The following is a 15,232-nucleotide window of genomic DNA, read 5'->3' as shown; positions in this document are numbered from 1 at the left end:
AGACGAAGCGGTGACGGCTTGTCACCTGCAACACAAAATAAACCACGACGCTTAACAAAGCGTTCACCATAACTGGCTGGTTTTATTGACGTTTTGTTAAGGGAACAAAGGCGGCCTGTTGCACGCGCCGGGACCTGCGCGCAGCGTTCACGCTGCGACGTATCCGAGACACGGGCACGCGAATTAGCTTGAGAACGTGCCGCTGCGATCGCTGAAGAGATCAAGAGGCTGGGGCGGCCGGACGTCGGGCGTCGCCGATGCGGCCGAGGTCGCTGGTGCGACCGTGGTCGCGGGTGCGACCGTGGTCGCGGGTGCGACCGTGGTGAGCGAGGCATTGTTGCCCCACAATTTCTGCACGGTCGTCGAGACCGGCTGAGTAGTGTCGCCGGGCTGATAAATCGAGCGAAACACCGGCGTGATCGGTGCATTGTCCGCGACCGTCATTGGCGCCGTCGCGCTGACCGGCGTCACCGCGCGTGTGTTCGGAAAGGTCTGGAGATACGCGGCATTGTCGATCAGCGGCGCGGCAGGCTGTACGCCGTTGGCGCTCGCGACCTGCGTGGTCGACGGCGTGCCGCCATACATCGCCATCGCGCTGCGGGTGGTTTTCGAATTTGCCGCGCTGGCGTAGCGTGCATCCAGCACCGAATAGACCTCGGAAACGCTGCGCGCGCGGCCGTCCCTGGCGTAGAAGATCGAGCGATTGGCGGACGCAGCGTTAGGAAACAACCGCGCGCCGACCGCTTGCGGATTGTCCTCGGCATTGGCGATCAGTTTCGCGGCGCCGCCGACGCCCATGAAATGCGCCATGTAGAGTTCGCTGTCGGACGGCCTGCGGCCGAGCAGGCCGGTGAGCTTGAAGCTGTTCGACTGCGTCAGCGCAGCCGCCATGCTGGAGGCGGCCTCCGGATCGTCGCGCAGCTTCATGATCGACCGCTTCATTGCGGGATCATCGACGGTGTAGGTGCCCGACGACGTCCTGGTGATGGCATCGGAATAGTTGCCATAGCCGAGCTGGGTGCCGGCTTCCTTCACGGTGCCGAGCCAGGTCTGGTCGATGAACTGGTAGAGCCCGTGTGCGGATGACGTAGTCGCCCCCGCCGTGGGATCGAAATCCGATTCCATCTTGGCGGTGGTCAGCATGTATTGGAAGCTGACGCCGGTCCGGTTGGAGACCTGATTGATCGCGCCGGCGACGCGTGCCCGCGACGGATCGAGAACCGCCGGCTGTGAGACACTGGAATTGTCGACCGACATGATGAAGTGCCCGGCCCGTGCGGCGTTGAGCGGCGCCGGCAATTCGGCGCCCTGTCGTCTCACCGTGGGACAGGCATGGTTAATGCGGGGTTAATTCGGGCCGGCACCTCCGCAGGACGGAAGGACTATTTCTTGTACACCGCGTCCGGATCGAACAGCCTGTCCGCATCGACAAAGACGAGCCTGGCGCCGCCGTCGTCGGCCTCGACCTTGCGGTAGAAGCAGGAGCGGCGGCCGGTGTGACACGCCGCGCCGATCTGCTCGACGCGGATCCAGACCGCATCCTGATCGCAATCGGTGCGGATCTCGACCACGCGCTGAGTCTGACCTGAGGTCTCACCTTTTCGCCACAAGGCATTGCGCGAGCGGCTGAAGTACCAGGCCTCGCCGGTCGCGATGGTCTTGCGCAGCGCCTCGTCATTCATGTGCGCGACCATCAGCACGTCGCCGGTGGCAACGTCCGTCGCGATGACCGTCACGAGGCCGGCCGCGTCGAACCTGGGAAGGAAGGCGAGACCTTCCTCGGTTTCATGGGAGTGAGCGGACACAACGCCCTCGCCGGTCTGTTCGCGAGGTCAGCGCTGCAGGCCTCGCACCAGGGACAGAAAACGAGCCTGCTCCGCCGGATTATCGCGGAACATGCCGGTGAAGCGGCTGGTGAAGGTGGAGGCGCCATGCTTGGCGACGCCGCGCACCGACATGCAGGTATGCTCGGCCTCGATCAGCACGGCAACGCCGCGCGGCTTGAGGATCTCGTCGATCGCCGCCGCGATCTGCGCGGTCATGTGCTCCTGGGTCTGGAGCCGGCGAGCGAAGATGTCGGTGAGGCGCGCAAGCTTCGACAGGCCGACCACGCGTTCCACCGGCGTATAGGCGATGTGCGCCTTGCCGTAGAACGGCATCATGTGATGCTCGCATTGCGAGGTGAACTCGATGTCGCGCACAAGGACGAAATCATCATAGCCGGCGGTCTCGCCGAAGGTGCGATCGAGCACCTCGGCCGGGCATTGGTGGTAGCCCTGATAGAGTTCGTCGAAAGCCTCGACCACGCGGCGCGGCGTGTCGAGCAAGCCCTCGCGGTTGGTGTTCTCGCCGATATAGGCGAGCAGTGTCTTCACCGCCTGCTCGGCCTCGGCGCGCGCCGGGCGCGGCTGGTCGGCGCGGACGGCGGCTGCGAGGAATTCGGAAGGATCGAGCTCCGCCGGACGGCTCTCGGGCTGCCGATCGGAGGGCTTGTTGGGGCGGATGGATTTGATGGTAGCGTCCATGTCGACTCCGTTCGACGGCCTTGCGGCCGGAGTGTCACCGGCAGACGGGGCGGCGGACCGCCGGACGCCTGAGAGAACAGTTTCGGCGAAAAGGTCTGCAAATTATAACGTCGGCAACAGGGTCCTGGATCACACCAGTGCTGCAGCGCCGGGCTGTTTTTCCGCCAGTTCCGACCCTATATAAGGCCGTGGACGGCGCACGCCAAGGCCGATCCTGCTGGACTCCATCACATGCTGAACGACATTTATAACAAGCGGATCATCGAACTGGCCGGGAATATTCCGCGGCTCGGACGGTTGCCGGATCCCGATGCCACCGCTACCGCCCACTCCAAGCTGTGCGGCTCGACCGTCAAGATCGACCTCAAGATGGAGGGTGACAAGGTCACCGACTTCGCCCACGACGTGAAGGCGTGCGCGCTGGGACAGGCTTCTTCATCCATCATGGCAAGTCAGATCGTCGGATCGACTGCGAGCGAACTCCGTGAGTTACGCGAAACTGTTCGCAAGATGCTGAAGGAGAACGGCGCGCCTCCTGAAGGCAAATGGGCAGAGATCAAGTTCCTCGAGCCGGTCCGCGACTACAAGGCACGCCACGCCTCGACGCTCCTGACCTTCGATGCCGTGGTCGATGCAATCGGCCAGATCGAGGCGAAGGCGAAGCAGCCGGCTGCGGCGCAAGGCTGATTACGGAGGCTGATCCGGGCTCGTCGCTCGGCCCGCAAATGGGATCAGATTTCGAGGCTTACTTCTGCGACGCCGCAACCGGCGTGGCCACGCCGCCCGTCGGAACCAGGGCTTCCGCCGTCTTGGTCGACTTTGCAGACTGCTCCGGTTCCGCACCGAACCTGGCCTGGCTCTTCGGTGCAAGCTCCGCCATTGCCGGCGCGGAGATGTCGACATGCGGCAGCACGTCGGCCGCGAGATTCGTCGTCACGAGATTGGTGAGCTTGAGCTCGCCTGCATCGAGCTCGTGCAGATCTTCCCACGGCGGGACGCTGAGCGCGAGCGACAGCAGATCGCCGGCACCGCCCATGTCGAACGTGTATTTGGCGAGCCGGCCGATATCGCGCTCCACGATCATCAGGTCCTGTGCGCTGTAGCTCGCGGCCTTGGCATCGTCGGCGCGATCGCCCATCCAGATCTGGTGGACCCGCACATGGGCATCTTCCGGCACGTAGCGCTTCTTGCCCGCCAGCAGCAGGAACACGCACATGGATTCGCAATAAGCCTCAGGCGCGACCGCCGGACGAACCGTCTGCCCGCCGCGGCTCTGAACGCTGATACCGACCGTGGTCAAAAGTCCGAGATTGCGAAAGCGCCGGCCGAGCGTGATCGCGTCGTTGACGGAACCGCCACTGGAATCGAGCACCACGGTGGCGCCGCCGAGCTGGCGTCCGCGGGAAAACTCTTCGAAGTCTCTAGGCGTATCGGCGGTGATGATGCCGACCGCACTGACCCAGCCGCGGCAATTCGGCTCGCAGGCGACCCAGCCGAACTTCATCGGCAGCTTGCGCTCTTCGAGGGCAGCACCGGCCCGGGCTGACGACCCGAGCGTCGCGACGGCGCCAGCCAGCACGACTCCACAAGCAGCGGTTCCCACCAGCAACCAGCCGCGAAGTTTGAGCGACTTCAGAAGTTTCAAACTGGTCCCTTCCCCAAGTCCCAAGCCTTAGCCCAAGCCCCACGGCGAGCCGACTCAGCCAAGCCCCGTTCTGACGTTCCAATGAGTCTCACATGAACGTCACAAAAATGGTATCCGGGGGAATACAGCTCGTCCATAGGCACTTGCTGCACTGCTCCCAAAAAGCATGCAAAATATGACGTACAAACAACAGCTTATAGTTCCCTGCGCCGGAACCGCGCAAAACGTCGCGCACGATCTAGGCAAAGCGCCCATGAAGCAATCAGCCTGCGAGCACTGTTCCAATTCCGTCGCGGGCGCGCTCCGGCTTCCGCGCAGATTCGGCCGCGCGCTGATCTGGCTCTACCGCCACACGCTCTCGCCGCTGGTTGGCTACAATTGCCGGCACCTGCCGACCTGCTCCGCCTATGGCGATGAGGCGATCGAACGGTTCGGGCTGTGGGCCGGCGGCTGGATGACGCTCGCGCGCCTGCTCCGTTGCAACCCCTTCGGCACCTCGGGCATCGACAACGTGCCCCTCACCGCGCCACAGGGTGCGCGCTGGTACTCGCCCTGGCGCTACGGCCGCTGGCGCGGCGTCAACGCATCCTGAGCACGACGCGGCGCCTCACGCGTCGCGACCTTGAGTGGAACCGAAACTCTTTCCTCCCGTTGATTTGCTGCTCCCACGGGAGGAAAAACAATGCGCTGGAAAATCAGCCCTCATTTTCACGTCAGGTCTGGACCGGATTCGCGGGGTGGTTCGCGAGGCCACGATCCCAGAACCCTCGACATGCTCGCCATCATCGGCCTGCTGGTGCTCGTCGTCGGCTCCGGCTGGTATCTGGCGGCGAGCACGGCCACGCCGCCCAGTACGACGGCGTTCATCGTGCCGAGCCAGAGCGTGCACTGGTAATCAACGGGACCAGAAAAAGCGCCCGGGTGGCGGCGGGACCGGCTCGGGCGGACGTGGCCGCTTCGGACGCGGCGGTTTCGGCGACGGCTCGGCGGACGAGGTGGTCTCCGCGCCGGGCGCCGTCTCGCTTCCCGGCACCTTCACCGCCAGCAGCAGGTTCGATTCGTGCGTACGCCAGCGGTAGCCGACGCCGAAATCGATCGGCTGGGCGCGCGTGAACAGCGCCGCGTAACGTTCCTGGTAGCGGCCGGGAAATTCGCTGATGGGTCCGAGATAGCGGCCGAACGGGAAGAAGCGCCATTGCCGCGAATTGTAGTTCGAAAGCGGAATGCCGGAATCGTCCTGGACGATGGTCGCGCTGTTGGCGAGCAACCAGTCGCGCGCCACGGTGAAATTGCCGGAGTGCAGCAGATAAGACGCACTCTTGATCAGGCTGTTGCCGGGGCCGAGCGTCTCGCAGAACTTCAGGAAGCCGGCTGCGCGTGCACCTGAATTGGAAAGATCGGTCGAGAAATAATACAGCGTGCGCGCCTCGCCGTCGGGGCCGGCGAAGGTGATGCGGGCGCCGCGCGTCGCGTTCGGTCCGGGATTGTCGTTGCCGACATGCACGCCGCCTTTGTCGTCGAGTGCGACCATCTCGACATTGCGGATGGTCTTGCCGGAGCGGACGAGGAAGACGTAGAGGATCGGCAAGGTGCCGTTGACCTGGTTGGTGTGCAGCTCGACCTTCATTTGCTTGGTGATGAAGAAGGAAAAACTCAGGATCGAGCCGAGCGAGCGCTCGACATTGTAGAGCGCGGCGCCGACCGAACCGCGCGGCAGTCGCGTCAGGTCCGCCACCGCACCGACCGGCTCCAGCGCGCCGAGCACGTAAGTGCTGGCCTTGGGATAGAAGGCGTTGGCGTAGAGGAAATCGGGGCCGCTGAACAAATAAAACATGGTCGGCCTGGGCGCGGCCAGATTGACGTCGGCCCAGTTGCGGATCTTCGAGAGCTGGCGCTCCTCAAGCTGGGCGAACGCGCCGTCGAAGAATCTTGCGTGGCGTTGCCAGCCCGGGTCCTTTGTGAGCGGCGCCAGCGGCGAATTCGCAGAAGGCTGCATGCCCGCGAGGAAGCGCGCGGTGTCATCGAAGGTTGCCTCGGCGGCACGTGCGGACGAGACGGCCGCAGCCAGCAAGGCGAAAGCGACGGCCGCAATTCTCATGGGTCGAAACATGTCTATTCGCGATGTGATGAAGTGCCAGCGGCGACCGGCCGCCTGCGGAAAACAGCATAAATCAAAAGGCCCGAGAGCATGACGAGCATCCCCGACAGCGATTGCACGAGCCGCTCGGTCAACAAATAGTACATCATGAAGGCGGTCACGAGCAGGAAAACGAGCGGCGTGAACGGGTATCCCCAGGCGCGATAGGGCCGCGGCAAATCGGGATCCGTGATGCGCAGCTTGATGACGCCGGCGACCGTGAAGAACGAGCAGAACAAGAGCGCGAACTGGATGAAGTCGAGCACGGCCTCGAAACTGCGGGTGAACAGCAGCAGATTGGCGACGGCGAGCTGAAACAGGATGGCATAGGCCGGCGCGCCGCGCACCGATCTCTGCGAGAACACGCGCAGCGCCGGAAGATCCTCCCCCATCGTCATCATCACGCGCGGGCCGATCCACATCATCGCGCTGATCGAGGAGATCAGGCCGAAACAGATCATCGCGCCGACGATCCGGCCGCCGAGATTGCCGAAGATCGCGCTGCCGGCGACGCTGGCGACGTCGAGCTGACCCGCGAGCGCGCCGACCGGCGTCGAATGGAGAAACACCGCATTCAGCGCGACGTACAGCACGAGCACGATCAGCGTGCCCGCGAGCAGCGCACGCGGCAGGTCCCGCTGCGGCATGTTCATCTCGCCGATGATGTAGGTTGCGGCATTCCAGCCCGAGAACGAATACATCACGAATACGAGCCCGATCGCGAAAGGCGCGCTGACGATATGCGCGAGATCGCCCGCCTGCGGCGTGAAGGCGATCGGCTGCGGCACGCCGACGACGAAGCCGGCGACCAGAAAGGCGACGATCAGCACGACCTTCAGAATGGTCGAGATCAATTGGAAGGTCGAGGAGTGCCTGACGCCGGTCAATTGCACGAGCGAGACCAGCCACACCACGGCGATGGCAAGCGGGATCGGCGGCACACCGGGCACGACCGATTTGGCGTATTCGCCGAAGGCCATCGCGGCGAGCGCGACGGGTGCTGCAAAACCAACCGTCGCCGACACCCAGCCGGCGAGAAAGCCGAAGGCGGGATGATAGGCGCGGCCAAGGAAATTGTATTCGCCGCTCGAGCGCGGAAACATGGCGCCGAGCTCGCTGTAGGAGAACACGCCGCACAGCGCGACGATGCCGCCGACGGACCACAGCAAGAGGATCGAGAAGCCCGAGGGAATGTCCTTGACCTGGAAGCCGAGGCTGGTGAAGACGCCGACCCCGATCATGTCGGCCACGACGATGGCGGTTGCGACCAGAACGGAGACCCCCGACCCGCTTCCGGTCAGCCGGCTGGTCCAGGGTGCAGTACCCGCATCTGATGCCGTCATCGCCGTCCTCAACCTCAGGCGTCACGCCTCGTGGGAAGCATCGTGCAGTTCGGTCCAGTCAATTCAAGCAGGGTTAACAAGGGTTAAATGAGGCGGGCCAAATCGGTACTGCAGCACCATTAATGCGAGGTCTGGGCCAATAAACCCTCCCAAACACCGGCACACCACGTTTCCCTTCCCCACAATCACGACACGATTGCGTGGTCCTTTTGAGCGTTCCGGATGTGGGGAAGTTTCTCCGGACACTTAACGTCGCCTAAACGCCCATCGGCTCAATTGCCTTAATGATTGCCGATGGACTTGTGGTCATGACTTGGGGTCATGGGTGAATGGTCGGGGCCGTTCCGAAACCGAGAGCTGACATCCGCGCCGACCGGACCACGTCCGGCGCACGCGGTCGTGCGCTTCGGGTCGCTCTGATCTCAGCCTTGGTGCCGTTGTCGCTGACCTTGGTTCAATGCGGCAAGGCGCCCAATCCGGCAGCGCTCGCGGCGAACTCGCAGGCCAACGCCCAAGGCAATAACGCCCAAGCCAACGTTCAGGTCGTTGCGAAGACAAACCAGCAAGTCGCAAGCAACGACACGTTTGAGGATCGCTTCCCGGCCCCCCAGTTCAGGGAGCGCTTCCCATCCGCGAGCGAGGGTTTTCTGCAACGGCAGATGTCGGACTTCTCACCCAAGCGCGCGGTGCAGCAGCAGCCGGAGCAGGCGCCTTACAAGGTCGCTTCGCTCGCGCCGCAGGCCCCCTACCAGCGTCCGCCACGCGAGGACCTGACGACGCTCGTCAGCATGAAGTCGTCAGCCTTCCCCTATTTCGGCAACAACCCCGCCTCCGACGCGCCGTTCCTCAACATCTCCAAAGGCGACCGCCGCGGCCACCGCAGCTATTCCGGGCGCGTGTTCTGGCAGGACGAGACTTACAACGATAACCGCGTCCTGATGCACGTGCCCGAACATTTCGACGTGCGGAAGCCCGGCGTGATCGTGGTGTTCTTCCACGGCAATGGCGCAACACTCGAGCGCGACGTGCGCGACCGCCAGCTGGTGCCGCAACAGATCACCGATTCCGGCGCCAACGCCATCCTGCTTGCGCCGCAGATGGCGGTTGACGCTGCCGATTCCAGCGCAGGAAAATTCTGGCAGGCCGGCGGCCTCAAGCGCTTCCTGGACGAATCTGCGAACCATCTGGCCCGGCTCACCGGCGATCCCAACAGCGCCCGCGCCTTCGCCAATATGCCGATCGTGATCGTCGGCTACAGCGGCGGCTTCCTGCCGACGGCCTGGAGCCTCGAGGTCGGCGGCATGAGCGACCGTGTCCGCGGCGTCGTGCTGCTCGACGCCGTCTACGGCGAAATGGACAAGTTCGCCTCATGGATCGAGAGCCACCGCTCCGGCTTCTTCGTCAGCTCCTACACCCGCTACACCGCGCGGCGCGACCGCGAGCTGATGAGCACCCTGCGGCAGAAGGGCATCACCGTCTCCGAAGACATGGACGGCCCCTTGCGTCCGGGCAGCGTGGTGTTCGTCGAAACCGGGGACGGCATCACCCATCGTGACTATGTGACCCGAGCGTGGACGCGGGACCCGCTCAAGGACGTCCTGGTGAAGATGTCGGCGACTCCATCACTCGCGCTCACGCGCGTAGCCTCCACCAATCCATCCGCGTCGAGCCGGTAGCGATATTGCGCCCGTCGGCATCTGGCTGCACGGCCCGCAATTCTCTCGAGCCTTGATCAAAAAGTGATGTTGATGGCCGACGGTCCCGAGGCTGACCGGATTGCTTCCGCTGGCAACAATCATACTTTGCCGGCCAAGTTGAATTTGGAATTCTGCGGGGACAGGCAGTGCGTCAGGGACTCTACAAGGTCGACTTCCACACGGTTCACGGGACGGGTTGTGGCGTCGTCTATGTGACCGAGGGCAAGATGCGCGGCGGCAATTCCGCTTTCGCATTCATCGGCACCTGCACGGGCGAAGGCGACAGCATCAGGGTCAAGATCTCGACCGAGCGCCACAATGATGACCCGTGCTTCAAGGCACTGTTCGGTCTCGACCGGATCACGCTGACGCTCGCGGGACGGGAGGATGGCGACACGGCGGAATTCGAAGGCACCGCACTGCAACTGCCGGGCGTTGCCTTCAGGGCCGTGCTGAGCCGGATCAGCGACTAACCGTCCGGCTTCCAGACCTTAGCCATTGGCCTCAGGTTTTTGGCAGCTTCGGAATGCTCTCGGCAAACCCATTGAAGCAGGCCAGCCGCTCGTCCTCTTCCTTAAAGAAACGGCAATCCGCGTAGCCCTTGGCCTTCGCCGGCTTCGGCTTTGGCGCCGGGGGGATCACGGCGTCGTAGCAATTGAGCCGGTCCTTGGTGCCGTCATCGAGGTCGAGGCAAGCCTGGAGCCGCGCCGCGATCGATTGTGGCTTGCCCTTCGGCGCCGCAGCCGGCTTGGCCGCAGCTTCCTTGGTCCCCGCCTTGGTGCTTTTGGGCTTGACCTGCACCAACGGCTTGTCCCCGACCATCGGTGGTGGCTTGTCGGCTTGCGCAAACGCGGAGGCTGAATAGAGCACCGCGGCAACCGCCAGAATCATCCTCATTTCAGTCAACCCTCTTTGGTCCCCATGACCGGCCTTCTAGCCTCCCGGCGCGCGGTTTGCCAAGCACCTTGCGCATACGGACACGCTTACGTTCAGGCCGGGGCGGCAGTTGCCAGCCGGGGCCGGGTCAAGACCACCAGGATCAGCGCCAGCACGACGAAACCGACCGCGACGAAGCCGAGCGTATGCAGGAGCTCGCGGGCGAACAGCAGTCCCCCGACGGCAGAGCCGACCGCCTGCCCGATATAGAGGACGGAGGTGTTGAGTGCGACGGTCGCCGATGCCAACGACGGTGCGGCCGAGACCAGCCGCACCTGCTGCATCGAATTGGTCGAGGCAAAGCCGAGGCCCCAGATCGCGACCGCACCCGCCATCAACACGAGCGTGCCGGCGCCGAGCGCCCAGCCCGTGATTCCAGCAAGCAGCAGGCAGGTGAAGACCAGCGAGGTGCGATAGGGTCCAGAGGTGTCGACGATGCGGGTCGCGATGACAACGCCGAGGAAGCCGCAGACGCCATAGAGTGCGAACACCAGGCCGATCGCATCGGGCCCTGCGCCGGTCAGCTTGTTGAGCAGCGGCCCCATGAAGGTGAACACCACGAACTGCCCGGACATCTGCAACATCGTGATCGCAAGCAGCAGCAGGATGGTCCTGTTGCGACCGACCGCGCCCCAGGTCTTGAGATCCACCGGCGTCCCCTTCAAGCCCCCCGGCAGCCGCATCAGCAACAGCAGCAAGCTGACGCAACCGAGCGCGCCGATCCCGCCATAGGCCGCGCGCCAGCCATAGCGGCTGGCGATGAAGGTGATCAGCGGCAGGCCGACGGCGGCAGCGAGCGACCAGCCGAGAAAAATGTAGGCAATCGTGCTGCCGCGACGCTCCACCGGCACGATCAACGCCGCCGTGCCGGCGGCCTGCGGCGTGTAGAGCGCGCCGACCGCGAGCATCACCAGGCGGATGACGAGGAGGCTTGCATAGTCGGGCGCAAAGGCCGAAGCGAGGTTGCCAAAGGCGAGCACCGCCAGCGTCGTGGTGAGCAGCGTCCGGCGCTCGATCCGGCTGGTGAGCCAGGCCGTCAGCGGCGAACCTATGCACAGGATAACAGCCCCGAAGGTGATCAGGAGTGCGGCCGCATGGATGCTGACGTCGAGCCCGCTCGCCAATTCCGGCAGCATACCCGCCGGTGCCAAGACCGAGCAGCCGGTGACGAGATTGCCGAGCATCAGGGCGGTTGGCGCGAAACGGCCGGCGCGTGCATTTTCCATGCAAACGCATGTAGAACCGCCCTGCGTCCAGTTAAAGGGCGTTGCCCGGAATAGTTCGTGCAGCGCCCCCGCTTTTGCGCGCCGGTTTCTTGGAAATGCCGGATTGCGCAGGCCGAATCGCCTGATATATCGCTCGTTCCCGCTTACCTGCGCTCGTTCGCAGGAGTGAGCCTCAGGAGACATGCCATGACCGACCAGCCCAAGGACCCGTCCAAGGACCAGTCCAAGGACCAATCCAAGTCCGAACAGCCCAAATCCGAATCCGGCTTCCAGTACAGCCTCAGCAATTTGAGACCCGTGACCCCACCGGAAAAAATCACGCTCACCTTCCCGGACGGCGCCCGGCGCGAATACGCCAAGAGCATCACCGGCCTCGAACTCGCCAAAGGCATTTCGCCATCGCTGGCCAAGCGCACGGTCGCGATGGCGCTCGACGGCGTGGTCTCCGACCTCGACGATCCCATCGAAGCCGATGCCAGGATCGAGCTGATCAACCGCGACGATCCGCGCGCGCTCGAGCTGATCCGCCATGACTGCGCCCACGTGCTCGCCGAAGCCGTGCAGACGCTGTGGCCGGGCACGCAGGTCACCATCGGCCCCGTGATCGAGAACGGCTTCTATTACGATTTCTTCCGCAACGAGCCGTTCACGCCGGAAGACTTTGCCGCGATCGAGAAAAAGATGCGCGAGCTCATCGCGCGCGACAAGCCTTTCACGAAGGAGGTTTGGGATCGCGAAAAGACCAAACAGGTGTTCCGCGACAAGGGCGAGGCGTTCAAGGTCGAGCTGGTCGACGCCATTCCCGGCAACGAGCCGATCAAGATCTATTACCAGGGCGACTGGTTCGATCTCTGCCGCGGCCCGCACATGACCTCGACCGGCAAGGTCGGCAACGCCTTCAAGCTGATGAAGGTGGCGGGCGCCTATTGGCGCGGCGACAGCAACAACCCGATGCTGACCCGCATCTACGGCACGGCCTTCGCCAAGCAGGAGGACCTCGACGCTTATCTGAAGCAGATCGAGGAAGCGGAAAAGCGCGACCATCGCAAGCTCGGGCGCGAGCTCGACCTCTTCCACTTCCAGGAGGAAGGTCCGGGCGTCGTGTTCTGGCACGCCAAGGGCTGGACCATCTTCCAGCAGCTGATCGCCTATATGCGCCGGCGCCTGGCCGGCGACTACAGCGAGGTCAACGCCCCGCAGATCCTCGACAAGTCGCTGTGGGAGACCTCCGGCCATTGGGGCTGGTACCGCGAGAACATGTTCGCGGCGCAGTCGGCCGGCGAGGAGGCCGAGGACAAGCGCTGGTTCGCGCTCAAGCCGATGAACTGCCCGGGCCACGTGCAGATCTTCAAGCATGGCCTGAAGAGCTACCGCGACCTGCCGCTGCGGCTCGCCGAGTTCGGCGTGGTGCATCGCTACGAGCCGTCCGGCGCGATGCATGGATTGATGCGCGTGCGCGGCTTCACCCAGGACGACGCGCACATCTTCTGCATGGAGGATCAGCTCGCCGACGAGTGCCTGAAGATCAACGAGCTGATCCTGTCGACCTACGCCGATTTCGGCTTCACCGGCGATCTCACCGTGAAGCTGTCGACCCGGCCGGAGAAACGCGTCGGCACCGACGCGATGTGGGATCACGCCGAGCGGGTGATGGCGACGGTGCTGCGCGAGATCCAGTCGCAGAACAATCACATCAAGACCGAGATCAATCCGGGCGAAGGCGCCTTCTACGGGCCGAAGTTCGAATATGTGCTGCGCGACGCCATCGGCCGCGACTGGCAGTGCGGCACCACGCAGGTCGACTTCAACCTGCCGGAACGGTTCGGTGCGTTCTACATCGACCACGACAGCAGCAAGAAGCCGCCGGTGATGGTGCACCGCGCGATCTGCGGTTCGATGGAGCGCTTCATCGGCATCCTGATCGAGCACTATGCCGGCAACTTCCCGCTCTGGCTGTCGCCGGTGCAGGTGGTGGTCACCACCATCACGTCGGAAGCCGACGAGTATGCCAAGCAGGTGCTGGAGCAGGTCCGGCGTGCGGGACTTCGGGCCGAGATCGACCTGCGCAACGAAAAGATCAACTACAAGGTCCGCGAGCATTCGCTGGCCAAGATTCCGGCACTGCTCGTGGTCGGCAAGAAAGAGGCCGAGACGCAGTCGGTCTCGATCCGCCGGCTCGGCAGTGACGGTCAGCAGGTGACGACGACGGTGGAGGCCATCGCCGCCCTCGTCGACGAAGCGACCCCGCCGGATGTGAAGCGGGCGCGCGACGCGGTCTGACGGCGTTCAGGCGGCTCGGTCTTGACGGATTTTGATGAGGGACTCGGCGGGAATGCCGAGGCCCTCATGCAGCCGTCTAATCATGCTGAGCGTCAATTCGCGCCGGCCGTTGAGCACTTCGTGAACCCGGTTCCGGCTGCCGATAAACGGGATCAAGTCCTTCGGCTGCAAGCCACTCTGCTCCATATGATACTTGATCGCCTCCACGGGGTCCGGAAGGTCCAGGCGATAGTGCTTCCGCTCCCACGCCTCCACCAGCGTCACGAGTACATCGAGTCGATCGCCCTCGGGCGTGTTGCGCCGTGCGCTCATCAACGTCTCGATCTCCTTGAGAACGCGGCGATAGTCCCGGTTGGATTTGATTGGCGCAATTTCCATCATCGACCTTCTAAACGGTTTGCGCATCGATCACGTCGTATTGCCGATCCGTCCCGACAAAGCGGATATAGACCACACGGTATGGATAGTTGATCCAGACCACCACGCGATATTTGTTGCCGGCGACGTTAAAGACGACGCGGCCATCCCGGAGGATGCTGGCACTGCGAACGTCCCTTTTGACATCTGCGGGCCTTGCCCAGTCAGTCTGCTTTACCTGCCGGAACCACGCCATCAAGGGCTCGCGGGCATCGGAAACGTCGCCGCTCCGGCTGAGAAGCGCCTTGACCGTGCTCAGCGCTATGATCCTCATCCAAGCCATCTTAGCATAGTCCCAAGCTGGGACCAAAACTCTCCGACTGGCGCAGGACCCGGTCCTCATAATCCCTCTAAAATGCCTTCCAATCGTCTTCGGCCGGGCCTATCTCCGACAGGGACAGAAGTCTCACAAGGAATTCCCCGTGCCCGACGCCATTGAACTCCTGAAGACCCGCCGCTCGGTCAAGCCGCGCGAGATGTCCGGACCCGGCCCCTCCCCGGCCGAGCTCGAGACCATCCTCACCATCGGCGCGCGCGTGCCCGACCATGGCAAGCTCGCGCCCTGGCGCTTCATCATCTTCGAGGGCGATGCGCGCCAGCGCGCCGGCGAGGTGATCGCGAAGGTGTTTGCCCGGAAGAATCCCGGCGCGCCGGCGGCCGATGTCGAGACCGAGCGCAAACGCCTCATGGATGCGCCGCTGGTGATCGGCATCGTCAGCTTCACCAAGCCGCACCCGAAGGTGCCGGCCTTCGAGCAGGAATTGTCGGCCGGCGCCAGCGTCATGAACATCGTCACGGCAGCGACCGCGCTCGGCTACGGCGCCTGCTGGCTGACCGGCTGGTTCTCGTTCGATCGCGACGCGCTGGATGGCCTCGGCCTCAAGCCGGACGAGAAGCTCGCCGGCTTCGTCCATATCGGCAAGCCGACCAAGCCGAGCGAGGACCGTCCGCGACCGGTCCTTTCCGAAATCGTGACGCGATTTTAATCGAAGGCGTGTTGACGCCTTCGACGTCTTGCGGCTTTGA

The 15,232-nt window shown here is 63.8% G+C and carries 17 protein-coding genes; 7 read left to right on the top strand and 10 right to left on the bottom strand.

All coding sequences use genetic code 11. The features are described from left to right. Positions 1-183: 183 nt before the first annotated feature. The 3 genes from AC0L2J_RS07985 to folE all read right to left on the bottom strand — a co-directional run bounded on the left by AC0L2J_RS07985 (position 184) and on the right by folE (position 2,525). A complete protein-coding gene (locus AC0L2J_RS07985) occupies positions 184-1,299 on the bottom strand; it encodes a lytic transglycosylase domain-containing protein (protein WP_473388783.1) in 1,116 nt (371 codons plus the stop codon). 83 nt (positions 1,300-1,382) lie between these two features. Next, on the bottom strand, positions 1,383-1,805 hold the full coding sequence (gene hisI, locus AC0L2J_RS07980; protein WP_007611749.1) for a phosphoribosyl-AMP cyclohydrolase: 423 nt from the start codon (positions 1,803-1,805) through the stop codon (positions 1,383-1,385). A gap of 27 nt (positions 1,806-1,832) precedes the next feature. Continuing rightward, positions 1,833-2,525: a GTP cyclohydrolase I FolE gene (gene folE / locus AC0L2J_RS07975; protein ID WP_007602630.1), complete on the bottom strand. Its 693-nt coding sequence runs from the start codon at positions 2,523-2,525 to the stop codon at positions 1,833-1,835. Positions 2,526-2,756: 231 nt separating this feature from the next. Between folE and AC0L2J_RS07970 the strand changes: the two genes are divergently transcribed. Next, positions 2,757-3,212, top strand: a complete 456-nt coding sequence (locus AC0L2J_RS07970; RefSeq protein WP_063995876.1) for an iron-sulfur cluster assembly scaffold protein — start codon at positions 2,757-2,759, stop codon at positions 3,210-3,212. A 58-nt stretch (positions 3,213-3,270) separates the two neighbouring features. Here AC0L2J_RS07970 and AC0L2J_RS07965 read toward each other — a convergent pair whose 3' ends face one another. Further along, a complete protein-coding gene (locus AC0L2J_RS07965; protein WP_473388414.1) occupies positions 3,271-4,170 on the bottom strand; it encodes a COG3904 family protein in 900 nt (299 codons plus the stop codon). 253 nt (positions 4,171-4,423) lie between these two features. Between AC0L2J_RS07965 and yidD the strand changes: the two genes are divergently transcribed. Together yidD and AC0L2J_RS07955 are read left to right on the top strand one after the other, a co-directional pair. Further along, positions 4,424-4,762 carry a membrane protein insertion efficiency factor YidD gene (yidD, locus tag AC0L2J_RS07960; protein WP_063995874.1) on the top strand — a complete coding sequence of 113 codons (339 nt, stop codon included), beginning with the start codon at positions 4,424-4,426 and terminating at the stop codon, positions 4,760-4,762. Between the two features lie 90 nt (positions 4,763-4,852). Next, positions 4,853-5,065, top strand: a complete 213-nt coding sequence (locus AC0L2J_RS07955) for a hypothetical protein (RefSeq protein WP_473388407.1) — start codon at positions 4,853-4,855, stop codon at positions 5,063-5,065. Here AC0L2J_RS07955 and AC0L2J_RS07950 read toward each other — a convergent pair whose 3' ends face one another. Together AC0L2J_RS07950 and AC0L2J_RS07945 are read right to left on the bottom strand one after the other, a co-directional pair. Continuing rightward, positions 5,066-6,280: a hypothetical protein gene (locus AC0L2J_RS07950; RefSeq protein ID WP_473388402.1), complete on the bottom strand. Its 1,215-nt coding sequence runs from the start codon at positions 6,278-6,280 to the stop codon at positions 5,066-5,068. It lies immediately after the preceding gene. 2 nt (positions 6,281-6,282) lie between these two features. Next, entirely contained in the window at positions 6,283-7,650 is a 1,368-nt protein-coding gene (locus AC0L2J_RS07945; RefSeq protein WP_473388398.1) for an APC family permease, read from the bottom strand. A 329-nt stretch (positions 7,651-7,979) separates the two neighbouring features. Here AC0L2J_RS07945 and AC0L2J_RS07940 point away from each other — a divergent pair, with 329 nt between their 5' ends. Next, positions 7,980-9,326 (top strand): alpha/beta hydrolase, encoded by a 1,347-nt coding sequence (locus AC0L2J_RS07940; protein ID WP_473388394.1) that lies wholly within the window; start codon positions 7,980-7,982, stop codon positions 9,324-9,326. A gap of 167 nt (positions 9,327-9,493) precedes the next feature. Then, positions 9,494-9,820 carry a GrlR family regulatory protein gene (locus tag AC0L2J_RS07935; protein ID WP_007611762.1) on the top strand — a complete coding sequence of 109 codons (327 nt, stop codon included), beginning with the start codon at positions 9,494-9,496 and terminating at the stop codon, positions 9,818-9,820. A gap of 31 nt (positions 9,821-9,851) precedes the next feature. On the opposite strand, the gene AC0L2J_RS07930 is transcribed toward AC0L2J_RS07935, so the two are convergent. Both AC0L2J_RS07930 and AC0L2J_RS07925 read right to left on the bottom strand, forming a co-directional pair. After that, positions 9,852-10,244, bottom strand: coding sequence for a hypothetical protein (locus tag AC0L2J_RS07930; protein WP_473388389.1), 393 nt, complete (start codon positions 10,242-10,244; stop codon positions 9,852-9,854). A gap of 92 nt (positions 10,245-10,336) precedes the next feature. Then, positions 10,337-11,509, bottom strand: a complete 1,173-nt coding sequence (locus AC0L2J_RS07925) for an MFS transporter (RefSeq protein WP_473388387.1) — start codon at positions 11,507-11,509, stop codon at positions 10,337-10,339. 186 nt (positions 11,510-11,695) lie between these two features. Between AC0L2J_RS07925 and thrS the strand changes: the two genes are divergently transcribed. Further along, complete coding sequence (gene thrS, locus AC0L2J_RS07920; RefSeq protein WP_473388385.1) at positions 11,696-13,789, top strand: threonine--tRNA ligase; 2,094 nt, start codon at positions 11,696-11,698, stop codon at positions 13,787-13,789. A 6-nt stretch (positions 13,790-13,795) separates the two neighbouring features. On the opposite strand, the gene AC0L2J_RS07915 is transcribed toward thrS, so the two are convergent. Then, positions 13,796-14,167 carry a helix-turn-helix domain-containing protein gene (locus AC0L2J_RS07915; RefSeq protein WP_007611768.1) on the bottom strand — a complete coding sequence of 124 codons (372 nt, stop codon included), beginning with the start codon at positions 14,165-14,167 and terminating at the stop codon, positions 13,796-13,798. 10 nt (positions 14,168-14,177) lie between these two features. Then, complete coding sequence (locus tag AC0L2J_RS07910; RefSeq protein ID WP_473250957.1) at positions 14,178-14,480, bottom strand: type II toxin-antitoxin system HigB family toxin; 303 nt, start codon at positions 14,478-14,480, stop codon at positions 14,178-14,180. Positions 14,481-14,628: 148 nt separating this feature from the next. On the opposite strand from AC0L2J_RS07910, the gene AC0L2J_RS07905 reads away from it, so the two are divergent. Next, positions 14,629-15,192: a nitroreductase family protein gene (locus AC0L2J_RS07905; protein ID WP_473388382.1), complete on the top strand. Its 564-nt coding sequence runs from the start codon at positions 14,629-14,631 to the stop codon at positions 15,190-15,192. Positions 15,193-15,232: the final 40 nt, after the last annotated feature.

The organism is Bradyrhizobium sp. MV1.5 (assembly GCF_055807615.1).
The sequence above is the reverse complement of the archived record's forward strand: the minus strand, read 5'-3'. Positions and strand labels throughout refer to the sequence as shown.